This window comes from Microbacterium sp. YJN-G (assembly GCF_015040615.1).
Classification (GTDB): Bacteria; Actinomycetota; Actinomycetes; order Actinomycetales; family Microbacteriaceae; genus Microbacterium.
Genome location: NZ_CP060402.1, coordinates 2,529,117 through 2,543,017, shown reverse-complemented (window position 1 = coordinate 2,543,017; position 13,901 = coordinate 2,529,117). Strand labels below are relative to the sequence as shown.

The 13,901-nt window shown below is 68.4% G+C and carries 13 protein-coding genes and 1 tRNA gene; 9 read left to right on the top strand and 5 right to left on the bottom strand.

Features of this window, described 5'->3' with window-relative positions; all coding sequences use genetic code 11:
- The first annotated feature begins 12 nt into the window (after positions 1-12).
- Positions 13-396, top strand: coding sequence for a 50S ribosomal protein L7/L12 (gene rplL / locus H7694_RS12190; protein ID WP_193596749.1), 384 nt, complete (start codon positions 13-15; stop codon positions 394-396).
- Positions 397-448: 52 nt separating this feature from the next.
- On the opposite strand, the gene H7694_RS12185 is transcribed toward rplL, so the two are convergent.
- Entirely contained in the window at positions 449-1,453 is a 1,005-nt protein-coding gene (locus tag H7694_RS12185) for a LacI family DNA-binding transcriptional regulator (RefSeq protein WP_193596748.1), read from the bottom strand.
- Positions 1,454-1,708: 255 nt separating this feature from the next.
- Between H7694_RS12185 and H7694_RS12180 the strand changes: the two genes are divergently transcribed.
- From H7694_RS12180 to H7694_RS12155, 6 genes are all read left to right on the top strand, one after another.
- Positions 1,709-3,037, top strand: a complete 1,329-nt coding sequence (locus H7694_RS12180) for an ABC transporter substrate-binding protein (protein WP_193596747.1) — start codon at positions 1,709-1,711, stop codon at positions 3,035-3,037.
- Positions 3,038-3,142: 105 nt separating this feature from the next.
- Entirely contained in the window at positions 3,143-4,480 is a 1,338-nt protein-coding gene (locus H7694_RS12175) for a carbohydrate ABC transporter permease (protein WP_193596746.1), read from the top strand.
- Complete coding sequence (locus H7694_RS12170) at positions 4,480-5,448, top strand: carbohydrate ABC transporter permease (RefSeq protein WP_193596744.1); 969 nt, start codon at positions 4,480-4,482, stop codon at positions 5,446-5,448. The genes H7694_RS12175 and H7694_RS12170 overlap by 1 nt, the downstream gene beginning before the upstream one ends.
- A 102-nt stretch (positions 5,449-5,550) precedes the next feature.
- Positions 5,551-6,945: a cystathionine beta-synthase gene (locus H7694_RS12165; RefSeq protein WP_193596743.1), complete on the top strand. Its 1,395-nt coding sequence runs from the start codon at positions 5,551-5,553 to the stop codon at positions 6,943-6,945.
- A gap of 126 nt (positions 6,946-7,071) precedes the next feature.
- A complete protein-coding gene (locus H7694_RS12160; protein WP_193596742.1) occupies positions 7,072-8,226 on the top strand; it encodes a cystathionine gamma-synthase in 1,155 nt (384 codons plus the stop codon).
- Between the two features lie 339 nt (positions 8,227-8,565).
- The gene (locus H7694_RS12155; protein ID WP_227468394.1) at positions 8,566-9,795 is read left to right on the top strand and encodes a multidrug effflux MFS transporter; all 1,230 of its coding nucleotides are present in this window, start codon (positions 8,566-8,568) and stop codon (positions 9,793-9,795) included.
- Between the two features lie 20 nt (positions 9,796-9,815).
- Here H7694_RS12155 and H7694_RS12150 read toward each other — a convergent pair whose 3' ends face one another.
- A complete protein-coding gene (locus tag H7694_RS12150) occupies positions 9,816-10,151 on the bottom strand; it encodes a cupin domain-containing protein (protein WP_193596740.1) in 336 nt (111 codons plus the stop codon).
- 62 nt (positions 10,152-10,213) lie between these two features.
- Here H7694_RS12150 and H7694_RS12145 point away from each other — a divergent pair, with 62 nt between their 5' ends.
- Positions 10,214-10,861 carry a phosphatase PAP2 family protein gene (locus H7694_RS12145; RefSeq protein ID WP_227468100.1) on the top strand — a complete coding sequence of 216 codons (648 nt, stop codon included), beginning with the start codon at positions 10,214-10,216 and terminating at the stop codon, positions 10,859-10,861.
- Positions 10,858-11,490: a GNAT family N-acetyltransferase gene (locus H7694_RS12140; protein WP_227468099.1), complete on the top strand. Its 633-nt coding sequence runs from the start codon at positions 10,858-10,860 to the stop codon at positions 11,488-11,490. Before H7694_RS12145 ends, H7694_RS12140 begins: the two co-directional genes overlap by 4 nt.
- 6 nt (positions 11,491-11,496) lie before the next feature.
- Here the strand turns inward: H7694_RS12140 and H7694_RS12135 are convergent, their stop codons facing one another.
- The 3 genes from H7694_RS12135 to H7694_RS12125 form a co-directional block, all read right to left on the bottom strand.
- The gene (locus H7694_RS12135; protein WP_193596739.1) at positions 11,497-12,876 is read right to left on the bottom strand and encodes an FAD-dependent oxidoreductase; all 1,380 of its coding nucleotides are present in this window, start codon (positions 12,874-12,876) and stop codon (positions 11,497-11,499) included.
- A 206-nt stretch (positions 12,877-13,082) separates the two neighbouring features.
- Positions 13,083-13,170 (bottom strand) — tRNA-Ser (locus tag H7694_RS12130).
- A gap of 62 nt (positions 13,171-13,232) precedes the next feature.
- The gene (locus tag H7694_RS12125; protein ID WP_193596738.1) at positions 13,233-13,703 is read right to left on the bottom strand and encodes an Lrp/AsnC family transcriptional regulator; all 471 of its coding nucleotides are present in this window, start codon (positions 13,701-13,703) and stop codon (positions 13,233-13,235) included.
- Between the last annotated feature and the right edge of the window lie 198 nt (positions 13,704-13,901).

Genomic DNA, 13,901 nt, shown 5'->3' with positions numbered 1-13,901 from the left:
AGGAGATAAATCATGGCGAAGCTCACCACTGAGGAGCTGCTGGAGCAGTTTGCCGGTCTGACCCTTGTCGAGCTCAGCGAGTTCGTGAAGGCGTTCGAGGAGAAGTTCGACGTCACCGCTGCCGCCCCCGTCGCCGTCGCCGGCGCTGCTGGTGGCGCAGGTGCGGCCGAGGCCGAGGAGGAGAAGGACTCGTTCGACGTCGTCCTCGAGGCCGCCGGCGACAAGAAGATCCAGGTCATCAAGACCGTCCGCGAGCTCACCTCGCTGGGCCTCGGCGAGGCCAAGGCCGTCGTCGACGGTGCTCCGAAGGCCGTCCTCGAGGGCGTCAACAAGGAGACCGCCGAGAAGGCGAAGGCCGCTCTGGAAGAGGCCGGCGCTACGGTCAACCTGAAGTAATCACGCTTCATCGCGAAGGCCCCGGGGTTCGCCCCGGGGCCTTCCTGCGTCGTCAGCGCGGTGCGGCGGTGGACGAGCGCGCCACCAGCTCCGACGCCATGACGATGCGCTCGGGCTCCGCCTCGGGATCCGCCATCCGGCGGTGCAGCAGTCCGACGGCGGCGACCCCCTGGGCGCGCGGATGCTGTCGCACGGTGGTCAGCGAGAACATCTCGGCGTGCACGTGGTCGTCGATGCCGACGATGCTGATCTCGGTGGGCACGGAAAGTCCGAGTCTCCTCGTGGCGATGATGCCGCCGATCGCGACCTCGTCGCACACCGCGACGAACGCGGTCGGCCGGTTCTGCCGGTCTCCCAGCGTCCGCACCGCCGCCTCGTAGCCGCCGGGCATCGTCGACCCGCCGGGTGCGTGCCGGATGCTCGCCTCCAGGCCGGCGTCGACCATCGCCGCCATGTATCCCTCGAGGCGTCGCTGATCGCCGTACGCGTGCGTGGCGGCATCCGACCTGGCACCGAGGAAGACGATGTCTCGGTGACCGAGATCGATGAGGTGCTCGGTCGCGATGCGCGCGGCCGCGACGTCGTCGATCGACACCGCGCTGGCATCCTCGCTGTAGGCCCCGATCGTCACCAGCGGTGAGCCGACCTGCACGAGCCGCCGCAGCTCGTGCGCGCTGGGCTGGATCCCGACTGCGAGGATGCCGTCGAGCCGACGTCGGGGGAGGACCTGTTCGAACAGCCTGCGTCGTTCGGAGGACCCTTCCTGGATGCCGTAGAGCACGAGGTCGTAGCCTGAGCTGAACAGCTCGTCCTGGATGCCGCTGAGCAGCTGGGCGAAGAACCACCGGTCCGGTTCGGGCATGATGACGCCGACCGAGAAGCTCCTGCCCGTGGCGAGGCTGGTCGCCGAGGAGTGCGCGACGTACGCCAGCTCGCGTGCGGCGGTGCGCACCCGCTCGCGCGTGACGGCGGACACGTAACCGCCGCCGCTCAGGGCGCGGCTCGCCGTCGCCTTGGAGACGCCGGCACGGGCGGCGACATCGGCGATGGTGGTCATCCGGTCTTCCGTTTCGGGTGGGTCGGCTCCGCTCAGGGTACCGGCATCCATCCACGAAGGGAACCGGTTCCATGTCGCGATCTTTGGGAGCGCTCTCACAGCCCGGATCACGTCTGCGCAACGGTTGGCCGAATGTTGCTGTGTCCCCATTGTGCCCGGAGTGCTTCGCCAAGTAGGTTGGCCTGGAATCGGTTCCTCAACGCCCGCGGGACTGGGCGCCTTCGAGGGACGGACGACCCGAAGAGGAGAAAACACATGGCTCTGTCACAGCGATACCGCCTGCTCGCTCCCCTGGCACTGGTCGGTGCGACCGCAATCGCCCTGACCGGATGCGCGGAGGCCGAACCGGGCGGCGGGGGCAACGGCGGCGAAGGTGCGACCGTCCGCATCTCGGGAGGCATCACCGGCACCGAGGCTGAAGACCTGAACAAGGCGTTCGAGGCCTTCGAGGAGGAGTCCGGCATCAAGGTCGAGTACACCGGCGACAAGAGCTTCGAGGGCAACATCGTCACCAAGGTGACCGGTGGCGACGCCCCGGACATCGCGATCGTCCCGCAACCGGGCCTGCTGAAGACGCTCGTCGACACCGGCAAGGTGATGCCCGCACCCGAGGGCGTGGAGAGCGCCGTCGATGAGAACTGGTCTGAGGATTGGAAGGCGTACGGCACGTTCGACGACACCTTCTACGCGGCGCCGATGCTGGCCAACCTGAAGGGCTACGTCTGGTACTCGCCGGCGAAGTTCGCCGAGTGGGGGGTCGAGGTCCCGAAGACATGGGACGAGATGCTCACGCTCACCGACACCATCAAGGAGAAGTCGGGCGAGGTGCCCTGGTGCGCAGGCTTCGCATCGGGTGAGGCCTCGGGATGGCCGGGAACCGACTGGATCGAGGACCTGGTGCTGCGCCAGTCCGGCCCCGAGGTCTACGACCAGTGGGTCGCGGGCGATGTGAAGTTCACCGACCCCGAGATCAAGGAGGCCTTCGACGCGGTCGGCACGATCCTCCTGAACGAGGAGTACGTCAACGCGGGCTTCGGCGGCGTGAAGAGCATCAACTCCACGGCGTTCGCCGATGTCGCGGCCAAGGTCGCCGACGGCACCTGCGCGCTCACCCACCAGGCTTCGTTCCTGTCGGCGAACTTCCTCGATGTGAAGACCGCCGACGGCGCGACCCCTGAGGTCGGCCCCGAGGGCGACGTCTACGCGTTCATCATGCCCGGCATGACCGAGGGCGAGCTGCAGGTCGAGGGTGGCGGCGAGTTCGTCGCGGCCTTCAACGACGACGAGGCCACCGTCAAGGTGCTCGAGTTCATGGCATCGCCGGAGTTCGCCGACGCCCGTGTCGAACTGGGCGGCGTCATCTCCGCGAACAAGAACGCCGACCCGAGTCTGGCCGGCAGCGAGTTCCTGCAGGAGGCCATGGGCGTGCTGCAGGACGACGCCACCGTGTTCCGCTTCGACGCATCCGACCTGATGCCGTCGACGGTGGGTTCGGGATCCTTCTGGAAGGGCATGGTCGACTGGATCGACGGCAAGGCCACCGACCAGGTGCTCAGCGACATCCAGGCCGGCTACGAGAACTGACCGTTCGAGAACCGGCGGACAGCGCTAGTCTGAGCGCAACCTGCTGACGGGGGCGGGGTCGGGCACATGCCCGGCCCCGCACCCGCATCACCAGAAGGGCTATCTATGTCTCAAGTCATCGAGGACACGCAGACGACAGAACTGCCGCAGACGACACACGGCGTCGACGCGAAGGGACGCACGATCACGCGCGTCATCGTGGTCGCCGGATTCGTGCTCATCGCCGCGGTGCTGCTTCTGCTCATCTTCTCGGCCCCGGCCGAGGATCCGGCCCGCATCGCACTCGGGCCCGTCTCGCTGAACACCTTCTTCGTCTGGATGGGCGACCTTCATCCGCTGCTGCAGATCCCGGTCGTGCTGCTCGCCTTCGGGCTCGCCGTGGCGGTCGTGCTCGTGCTCATCGAGTACGCGCCGCGCCCCGGCAGGGGGTACTTCATCATGCGGCTGGTGGCCTGCCTGGCCATCCCCGTGCTGGCCTTCATGATGCTGCGCCCGTACTCGAACGCCGTGCTCTACGTCGTCGCGATCGCACTGCTCTCGGGCGGTCTGCTGTTCTTCGCCGACTTCCGCTCGCGACAGGGAGCCGGCTACCTCTTCCAGCTCATCCTGTTCATGGCCCCGGCCGCGGTGATGCTGCTGCTGGGCCTCATCTACCCGGCTGTCGCGACGTTCTTCAAGTCGTTCTTCGACAAGACCGGCACCGACTTCGTCGGCCTCGAGAACTACATCTGGGTGTTCACGAACCCCGTCGGCACGTCATCCGTGATCAATACCCTGATCTGGGCGCTGCTGGCTCCGACGATCTCGGTCGCCGTCGGCCTCGCGTACGCCGTCTTCATCGACCGGGCCCGCGGCGAGAAGGTGCTGAAGGTGCTCGTGTTCATGCCGGTGGCGATCTCGTTCGTCGGCGCCGGCATCATCTGGAAGTTCATGTACGACTACCGGCAGGGTGACCAGCTGGGTCTGCTGAACGCGATCGTGACCATGTTCGGCGGCGACCCGGTGAACTGGCTCGCGGTGCAGCCGGTGATCAACACGTTCATGCTGCTGATCGTGTTCATCTGGACCCAGACCGGGTTCGCGATGGTCATCCTCTCGGCGGCGATCAAGGCGGTGCCGACCGAGCAGATCGAGGCCGCCGAGCTCGACGGGACCAACGCGTGGCAGCGGTTCACGAACGTGACGGTGCCCGGCATCCGCTCGTCGCTGATCGTCGTGCTGACGACGATCACCATCATGTCGCTGAAGGTGTACGACATCGTGGCCGTGATGACCGGTGGCCGCGACGAGACCTCGGTGCTCGGCTTCGAGATGGTCAACCAGCAGCAGCGCTTCCAGAGCTACGGCCACTCGTCGGCGCTCGCCGTGGTGCTGTTCATCTTCGTGCTGCCTCTGATCGTCTACAACGCCCGATCGCTGACCAAGCAGAGGGAGATCCGCTGATGACCGCCACCGAAGCCGTCGTGACGGACACTCGCACCAAGCGCCAGGTCGCCCGCGACACGCGCCGCAACGAGGCCATCGCGCACAAGAAGCTGACATCGAAGGGCGCGACCCTCGCCGCGGTCATCATCGCGGTGTTCTGGACGATCCCCACCTTCGGCCTGTTCGTGACCTCGTTCCGTCCGGGCGCCGACACCCAGTCCACGGGCTGGTGGACAGTCTTCACCGACCCGCGGTTCACGCTCGAGAACTACTTCGAGGCGCTGAACGCGGGCGGCACGTCGACCACTCTCGCCACGGCGTTCGTGAACTCGCTGGCCATCACGATCCCGGCCACGGTGTTCCCGATCGCGCTCGCCTCGCTCGCCGCCTACGCGTTCGCATGGATCGACTTCAAGGGTCGCAACATGCTGTTCGTGTTCGTGTTCGCGCTGCAGATCGTGCCGCTGCAGATGGCCCTGGTGCCGCTGCTGAGCCTGTTCTCCAGCGGCCTGACCATCGGCGATGTGCAGGTCTTCCCGGGTCTGACGCTGAACGACGTCGAGTTCAGCTTCGCGCGGGTTTGGATCGCGCACGCGATCTTCGCACTGCCGCTGGCGACGTTCATGCTGCACAACTTCATCGCCGAGATCCCCGGTGACATCGTCGAGGCCGCGCGCGTCGACGGTGCAGGTCACGGCCAGGTGTTCTTCCGCATCATCCTGCCGCTGGCGATGCCGGCAATCGCCTCGTTCGGCATCTTCCAGTTCCTCTGGGTGTGGAACGATCTGCTGGTCGCGACGATCTTCGCCTCGCCGGGCGCCCTGCCGATCACCCAGGCGCTGAACTCGCTGTCCGGAACATGGGGCAACCGGTGGTTCCTGCAGTCGGCCGGTACGTTCATCTCGATCATCGTGCCGCTGATCGTGTTCTTCGCCCTGCAGCGCTTCTTCGTCCGCGGCCTGCTCGCCGGCGCCACGAAGGGCTGACTGGCAGGGGCTGGGTCCCTGAGGCTCTCGAAGGGCCCCAGACGCCCAGCCCCGCCGAAACACACGCCCAGCATCCGGCATCCGCGCGTCTACCCTGAACCCATGCGCTATGCCGAGAACATCGTCGACCTCGTCGGCGACACGCCCCTGGTCAGGCTCAACCGGGTCACCGACGGCATCGCCTGCACCGTGCTCGTCAAACTCGAGTACCTCAACCCAGGCGGCTCGGCGAAGGACCGCATCGCCAGCCGTATCATCGACGCCGCCGAGGCGTCGGGCGACCTGAAGCCCGGCGGCACGATCGTCGAGCCGACCAGCGGCAACACCGGGGTCGGCCTCGCTCTGGTCGCCCAGCAGCGCGGCTACCGGTGCGTGTTCGTCGTGCCCGACAAGGTCGGCTCCGACAAGATCGACGTGCTGCGCGCCTATGGCGCCGAGGTGGTCGTGACCCCGACTTCGGTGCCGGCCGACAGCCCGGAGTCGTACTACAGCGTCAGCGACCGGCTCGCCCGCGAGATCCCGGGGGCGTTCAAGCCGAACCAGTACGAGAACCCGAACGGTCCGCGCAGCCACTACGAGACCACAGGGCCCGAGATCTGGCGGGACACCGATGGTCGCATCACGCACTTCGTCGCCGGCGTCGGCACGGGCGGCACGATCACCGGCACCGGCCGCTACCTGCGCGAGGTCTCGGATGACAGAGTCCGGGTGATCGGCGTCGATCCCGAGGGCAGCGTGTACTCCGGCGGCACCGGCCGCCCGTACCTCGTCGAGGGCGTCGGCGAGGACATCTGGCCGGGAGCCTACGACCCGCAGGTGCCGCACGAGATCGTCGTGGTGACGGATGCCGAGGCCTTCGCCATGACGCGCCGGCTGGCCCGCGAGGAGGGCATCCTGGTCGGCGGCTCCAGCGGGATGGCCGTCGTCGGCGCCCTGCGCGCGGCACGTGAGCTGCCCGCGGACGCGGTGATGGTGGTGCTGCTCCCGGACGGCGGGCGCGGCTACCTCGGCAAGATCTTCAACGATTCGTGGATGCGCTCCTACGGCTTCAACGAGGTCGACGAGGGTGAGACGGTCGCCGATGTGCTGGCGGCGCGAGACACGGTGATCCGCCAGAAGCAGGAGACCGGCAGGGCCATTCCCGCGCTCGTGCACACGCACCCCGACGAGACCGTGCTCGAGGCGATCGGCATCATGGGCGAGTACGACGTCTCGCAGCTGCTCGTGCTCAGCGCCGAACCGCCGGTGATGATGGGCGAGGTCGTCGGCACGGTGGATGAGAAGGGGCTGCTCGACCTGCTGTTCCGCGGCGAGGCGCAGCCGGCCGACCCGGTCGGCGCGCATGTGGGGGAGCGGCTGCCGCTGATCGGCATCCACACTCCCGTCGCGCAGGCGCGCGCGGCGCTCGCCGACGCCGATGCGCTGCTGGTCACGGTCGACGGCCGCCCGCACACTGTGCTCACCCGCCAGGATCTGCTCGCCTATCTCGCCCGCTGACGCGCCCCGCGCTGCCTCGCCCCCTCACAGGGGCCGCCGACGTCGCGAACGGTAACAGGATGCCGGATGCCGCGGCATCCGGGCGTACCGTGGGATGACCGCCACCGACCTGCAACGAGGAGTGTCATGACCGACCGCGCGTTCGCCACCCGAGCCATCCATGCCGGGCAGGCGCCCGACCCCGTCACCGGTGCGATCATCCCTCCGATCTACCAGGCCTCCACCCACGTGCAGGACGGCATCGGCGGCTTCCGCGAGGGCTACGAGTACAACCGGGCCGGCAATCCGACCCGCTCCTCGCTCGAGACCCAGCTGGCCGCCCTCGAAGGCGGCGCCTCGGCACTGTCGTTCGCGTCGGGCCTGGCCGCGGAGGATGCGCTGCTGCGCGGCATCCTGCGCCCCGGTGACCATGTCGTGCTCGGCAACGACGTGTACGGCGGAACCTACCGGCTGCTCACCAAGGTGCTCGCCCCCTGGGGTATCGAGACCACCACGGTCGAGCTGCAGGACCCGGATGCCGTCCGCGCGGCGCTGCGCCCCGAGACGAAGATCGTCTGGCTCGAGACCCCCAGCAACCCACTGCTGAAGATCGTCGACATCGCGGCGGTCGCCGAGATCGCGCACGCCGCCGGTGCGGTGCTCGTCGTCGACAACACCTTCGCCTCGCCGGCGCTGCAGCAGCCGCTCGCTCTCGGCGCCGACATCGTCGTGCACTCAACGACCAAGTACCTCGGCGGGCACTCCGACGTGCTCGGGGGCGCCGTGGTGCTGGGCGATGACCGTTTCGCGGAGGCCGTGAAGTTCCAGCAGTTCGCCGTCGGCGCCGTCTCGGCCCCGCTGGACGCGTGGCTGACCACCCGCGGCATCAAGACGCTCGCCGTGCGGGTGCGCCAGCACAGCGAGAACGCGCAGACGATCGCCGAGTGGGCGGCCGGGCGTCCCGAGTTCGAGACCGTGTTCTACCCGGGTCTGGCATCGCACCCCGGCCACGAGATCGCCGCCCGGCAGATGAGCGGCTTCGGCGGGATGCTGTCGCTGGGCCTGAGCGCGGGGCCCGAGGCGGCCCGCGCGCTCGCCGAGTCGACCTCGCTGTTCCAGCTCGCCGAATCCCTCGGCGGCGTCGAGTCGCTGATCGGCTACCCGCCCGAGATGACGCACGCCTCGGTGCGCGGCACGGCGCTGGCCGTGCCGGAGAACGTGGTGCGACTGTCGGTCGGCATCGAAGACGTCTCCGACCTCATCGCCGACCTCGATGAGGCACTCGGCCGCATCGCCCGCTGACCCCGGCGTCGGCTCCGCCCTCCCGCGAGAAACCACATTCCGCGTGAGAAACACGCGCACGCGTGGTTTCTCGCGGCCGATGTGGTTTCTCGCGGCTTGGCGTTCGGGACGCGGGACGCAGGATCGGGGTGCGAAGGGCGGGAGCCGTGCGAGTAACATAGGAGACTTCTCGCGCGTCGAATCGTTTCGGCGCAGCATCCGCCTTCTCTGTGAAAGTCCCGCGTGACCGACGAACGCACTCCCACTGGCAGCCTCCGCATCATCACCGGAACGATCCGCACGTCCACGCCCACCGGAGCCATCCGCACGCTCGGCTCCGACCCGGCGACCGCGCCGGTCATGCTGCACCCCGGGGATGCGATTCCCGCAGCCCGCCGGGTGCTGTACATCATCCTGCTCGGGGCGCTCACCGCGCTCGGGCCGTTCACGATCGACCTGTACCTGCCCGCGTTCCCGCAGCTCGAGGCCGATTTCGCCACCTCGGCGGCGATGATCCAGCTCACCCTCACCGGCACCATGATCGGCTTCGCGATCGGGCAGCTGGTCGTCGGCCCGCTCAGCGACAAGGTCGGCCGGCGGGTGCCGCTCATCTCGGTGACCGCGCTGCATGTGCTCGCCAGCGTCGCCGCGGCCATCGCGCCGGATCTGATCCTGCTCGGCGGCGCGCGCGTGGTGATGGGCATCGGCGCCGCGGCCGGCGGCGTGGTGGCGATGGCGATCGTGCGTGACCTGTTCGGCGGACGCCGCCTGGTGGTGATGCTGTCGCGCCTCGCCCTGGTCTCGGGCGTCGCACCGGTCGTCGCGCCGCTGATCGGCTCGGCCCTGCTCGCGGTGATGCCATGGCGGGGGATCTTCGTCGTGCTCGCCGGCTACGGGTTCGTCATGCTCGTCGCCGCCCTCATCGTGCTGCCCGAGACCCTGCCGCGCGAGCGGCGTCAGGAGCGCGGATCGAGCACCGTGTTGCAGCGCTATCGCAGCGTGTTCTCGGACCGGGTCTTCGTCGGCGTGCTGATCATCGGCGGGATGACCTTCTCGGGCCTGTTCTCCTACCTCTCGGCTTCGCCGTTCCTGTTCCAGCAGACCCACGGACTCGACCCGCAGGCATACGGCCTGCTGTTCGCGGCGAACTCGATCGGCGTGGTCGGCGGGGTGCAGGCGGCCTCGCGACTGGCGGCGCGCTTCGGCCCGCAGTGGGTGATGGCGTTCTCGACCGTGATGCTGCTGATCTCGGGCACGGCGATCATCGTCTGCGACCAGGTCGGAGCCGGGTTCTGGGGCACGGTGATCCCGCTGTGGCTGTTCATGACCGCCTGCGGATTCACCTTCCCGTGCGTGCAGGTGCTGGCACTGGACCGGCACGGCAAGGCGGCCGGCACCGCGGCATCCGTGCTCGGCGCCAGCAACAACGGCGTCGCCGCGATCATCTCGCCCGCCGTGGGTCTGATCTCGACAGGTTCGGGGATCACTGCGACGACCATGGCGATCGTGATGGTCGGCTGCGCGGTGATCGCGATCCTGGCGCTGTGGCTGATCGTGCGTCCGCGCACGGTGGCGATGCTCGCCCCCTGAGCCGGGCGCACGGGAGCGGGTCAGCCCATCAGGGTGAGCAGCACGTGCGAGGCCTCGACGGCCTCCAGTTCGTGGGGCTCGGATGCCGCGACCTGGATGGTCCCACCGGCGGTGAGGTCGTACTCGACTCCGGCGACGCGGAACAGGATGCGCCCGGAGATGACGGTCACGAGGATCGGCACGGGAGCCTTGTGCTCGCGCAGCACCGATCCGGCATCCATGACCAGAGTGCGGATCTTGAACCCGTCGCCGTCGAGGGTGCGGTGCGGACGCACGCGCCCCTCCTCGACCGGGTGCGAGGCGACGAGGTCGCCGGCGGATGCCGCGAGGAGCAGGTGGGAGGTGGCGAAGCTCATGATCAGAGCGTATCCCCGGTCGCATGCAGGGCGGGCGGATCGGTGACAGGCAGAATAGGACGATGACCCGAACTCGGATGCTGATCTCGGGCGGCGCGCTGCTGGCCGCCGCCGTCGTCCTGGGGTGGGTGGTCGTCGTCCTCTTCGGAGGAGCGGTCGACGGGCTGGATCCCAGCTGGGACCGGCTGATGGTGCAGATCCGGCAGCCCTGGATGCTATCGATCGCCTACGCGCTGAACATCATCGGCGGAGGCTGGGTCGCCACGTTCCTGGTGCCCCTGCTGCTTCTCGGGATGCTGGCGGCGATGCGCCGATGGCGGGCCGCGGTCTACGCCGCGGTGACCTTCCTGGTGAGCGTCGGCCTGACGCAGCTGATCAAGGAGATCTTCGGGCGCGCGCGGCCGGAGGACCTGCTGGTGCCCTCGGATTTCGGATCATTCCCCTCGGGGCATACGGCCAACGCGGCGACCATCGCGGTCGTGCTGATCATCATCTTCCGAAAACGGTGGATCGTCATCGCGGGCATCATCTGGACACTGGCGATGGCCCTGTCGCGCACGATCCTCAGCGTGCACTGGCTCACCGACACGATCGGCGGGATGCTGATCGGCGCGGCCGCAGCCCTGCTGGTGGCCGCCGTGCTGGGGCGATGGGCCCTGCCTTCCCGGGACGCCACGGTCTCCGCATCGAGCGAGAAGGAGCTTCCATGACCGAGCCGGCCGAGTCCGGCGCAGCCGTGTCCCGCATCCGCCCCTACCTGCCCTCCGACCGTGACGCGATGTACGAGGTGTGCGTGAGGACGGCGGATGCCGGGGCCGACGCCACCGGCCTGTTCGACGATGACCGGCTGTGGGGCGACATCTTCGCCGTGCCGTACGTGGAGCGGCATCCGGATCTCGCCTGGGTCGTGGAATCGCCCGACGGACGCACGATCGGCTACATCGTGTCGACGGACGACACCGAGGCCTTCGAGACGTGGTTCCGGGATGAGTGGTGGCCGGGCGTCGAGGCCCGCTACCCGCTGTCGGGGGAGGCTGAGCCGACCCGCCAGGACGGCATGCTCGGCTACGCGAGCAGTCGAGCACCGGGCCGTGAGGCGCATGCGACGCAGTACCCGGCGCACCTGCACATCGATCTGTTACCCGAGACGCAGGGACAGGGACTCGGACGCCGACTGATCGAGACGCTGTTCACCGAGCTGCGCCGACGCGGCGTGCCGGGCCTGCACCTGGGGATGAATCCGGAGAACACCGGTGCCGGCGCGTTCTATGAACGGATCGGCATGCATCGGCTGGAGTCGGGGCCGGGCAGCACCATGTACGGCGTGCTCTTCGGCTGATCCGGCTCAGGCGTCCAGGGGGCGGGTCGTGGCGAGCACCTCGTTGAGCGCTTCGGTGCTCGAAGGATGGGTCCAGATGCTGTCGCGCAGTTCGGTGGCCGTCACGTCGTGGCGCATGGCGAGGGCGATGAGGTTGATGACCTCCTGCGCGTCGATCGAGAAGACTGCGGCTCCCAGCACCAGGTCGGAGTCCGCGTCGATGAGCACCTTGATGAGTCCGTGGGTCTCGCCGACGATCTTCGGGCGCGGCATCGCGGCGATGTCCACGATGGGCTTCGCGGCGATGAGGACGCGCCGCCCGCTCTCGCGCGCCTGGGCCTCGTTCATGCCGACGCGGCCGAGCGGAGGGGTGAGGAAGACCGTGTACGGCACCGCCGTGCGGTCCGTGGTCGATCGTGTGCCCGGTCCGTTCAGCTCGTCCATGACGATGCGGTTGTCGTCCAGCGAGATGTAGGTGAACTGCGGTCCGCCGTTGACGTCGCCGACGGCGAAGATGTGCGGGACCGACGTGCGCAGCCGGTCGTCGACGACGACGTAGCCGCGCTCGTCGAGCGCGACGCCCGCGGCGTCGAGTCCGAGCTCAGCGGTGACCGGATGCCGGCCGACCGCGACGAGCACGGCATCCGTCGTGAGGGTGCGGGTCTTGTCGCCGACGGCGAGTTCCACGGTCGTGCTGCCGGCCTCGTCGCGGATGCTGCGCACATCGCCGCCGAGGATGACCTGCACGCCCGACTCCTTGAGCAGGGCGCGGGCGGCATCCGCCACGTCGCGATCCTCGTTCCGCATGAACGTCTCGCCGTGGTCGATCATCGTGACCTGCGAGCCGAACTTCGAGAACATCCCCGTCAATTCCAGGCCGACGTATCCGCCGCCGACCACGACCAGACGCTCGGGGAGCGGATCGACGTGCTGGATCGTGGTCGAATCGAACACCCGCGTGCTGTCGACCGGGAACCGGGGCTCGGCCGGCTCTGTCCCGGTGTTGATGATGATCGTGTCGGAGTGCACGGTGAGCGTGTCCTCGCCCGCGGTCACCTGCACGTCGTGCGCGCCGGTGAAGCGGGCGCGGCCGTCGATGAGGGTGACGGTGGCGACCTCGGCGAGCATCGCGTGATTGCGGGCGCGGAGCTTCTCGGTCAGCGCATCGCGGCCGCCGACGGCGGCGGAGAACCAGGCCTGCGGGTCGTCCTCGGGACGGCGTTCGGATGCGCTGTGCACGAGGTCCTTCGTCGGGATGCAGGCGATGTTGATGCAGCTGCCGCCGTACATCGCCTTCGACTGCTCGACGAGGGCGACGGATCGTCCCTTGCGACCGAGCGCTCCCGCGAGGGTCTTGCCGCCCTTTCCCCATCCGATGACGAGCACGTCCACATCGATGTCAGCCATGAGGGAAACTCTAGGCTGGTGCGCTCGACGGCGGGATCGGAGTCCCTCGCGGCCGCTCCGCACAACGCCTCGTCGCGGAGGTCGGCCTGCGTCGTGCGGGCAGGCGGCGCGCGGAGCCTCCGGCCGCGTGCGGCCCTATTGCCCGAAGTGCCAACCGCCACGGAAATGGTCCGAGCCCCGGGACTTCGTCCCAGGGCTCGGACCATTGGCGGTGACGGCGGGATTCGAACCCGCGGTTGCTTGCACAACACACGCTTTCCAAGCGTGCTCCTTCGGCCGCTCGGACACGTCACCAGGAACAACCTGTCCATCCTATCCGATGGGCGGAGCGCCGATGAACCGCCCCGGGTCGAGGGTCAGAGCAGCTGCTCGACGCGGTATGCGACCATCTCGCGCATGACCAGGCCGGTCGTGGTGCGTTTCACGCCGTCGACGTCGAGGATGCGCCCCGCGATGCGGTAGAGGTCGTCGGCGTCTCGGGCGACGACGCGGATCATCAGATCGGTGATGCCTGACAGACCGAGCACTTCGACGACCTCCGGGATCGCGGCGAGCGACTCCCCGACGCGGTCGAGCTTGCGCTGGGTCACGCTGGTGACGACATAGGCGCTCAGCTGGTAGCCGAGCACGCCAGGATCGATGCGTCGCTGGAAGGAGCGCAGCGTGCCGTCCTCGTCGTATCGGACGAGACGGGCGCGCACGGTGTTCCTGGCCAGACCGGTTGCCTCAGCCAAGGCGAGGGTGGTGCTGCTGGGATTGCGGATGAGTTCGCGAAGCAGGCTGCGGTCGGTTCGGTCGGCCAGGCGGTTGCGTGCCACTGTGATCATGTCCTGTCGTTGTTGAAACTTAGATTTGCGCGTTCTGCTCGATTTGAATGCTGCCTATTGTGCACCACGGACGGTCTTGATCCAATGGCGGAACCATCTGCCTATCTCCCGGCCAGCTCCCGATGCAACCCGAATCGGGAGCTCCCGCACCCCAAGAGGGTCGGAACGCGATGAGGAACGGCGAAGCCGCCGCGCCTC